The organism is Cognatundibacterium luofuense (assembly GCF_018139685.1).
GTDB classification, from domain to species: Bacteria; Pseudomonadota; Gammaproteobacteria; order Burkholderiales; family Burkholderiaceae_D; genus Undibacterium; species Undibacterium luofuense.
Genome location: NZ_JAGSPN010000229.1, coordinates 1 through 394, shown reverse-complemented (window position 1 = coordinate 394; position 394 = coordinate 1). Strand labels below are relative to the sequence as shown.

General features: G+C 56.3%; 1 protein-coding gene. It reads left to right on the top strand.

The window, feature by feature from the left end; all coding sequences use genetic code 11:
- Positions 1 to 394 (top strand): aldehyde dehydrogenase family protein (locus KDM89_RS20160; protein WP_212689654.1); only part of this gene is annotated, 394 nt, incomplete at both ends.

Genomic DNA, 394 nt, shown 5'->3' with positions numbered 1-394 from the left:
CGTGCGATTACATTCTCCGCAGTGGGAACTGCAGGGCAACGCTGCACTACCTTGCGTCGCTTATTCGTACACGACAGCGTCTACGATCAGTTGATTCCTCGCCTGAAAAAAATCTATGCCGGCTTACCGGTCGGCAATCCGCTCAGCGAAGGTACGCTGGTTGGCCCGCTGGTGGATCAGGCCGCATTCGATGCAATGCAAACCGCACTGGCAGCTGCACAACAGGATGGCGGTAAAGTCGAAGGCGGAGAACGTGTGATGGTTGCCGGCTGTGAAAACGGCTATTACGTGCGTCCGTCGCTAGTCGAAATGCCATCCCAGACGGCGACCATGCACCACGAAACCTTCGCACCCATCATGTACATCGTGCGTTACAGCGATCTGCAGCAAGCGA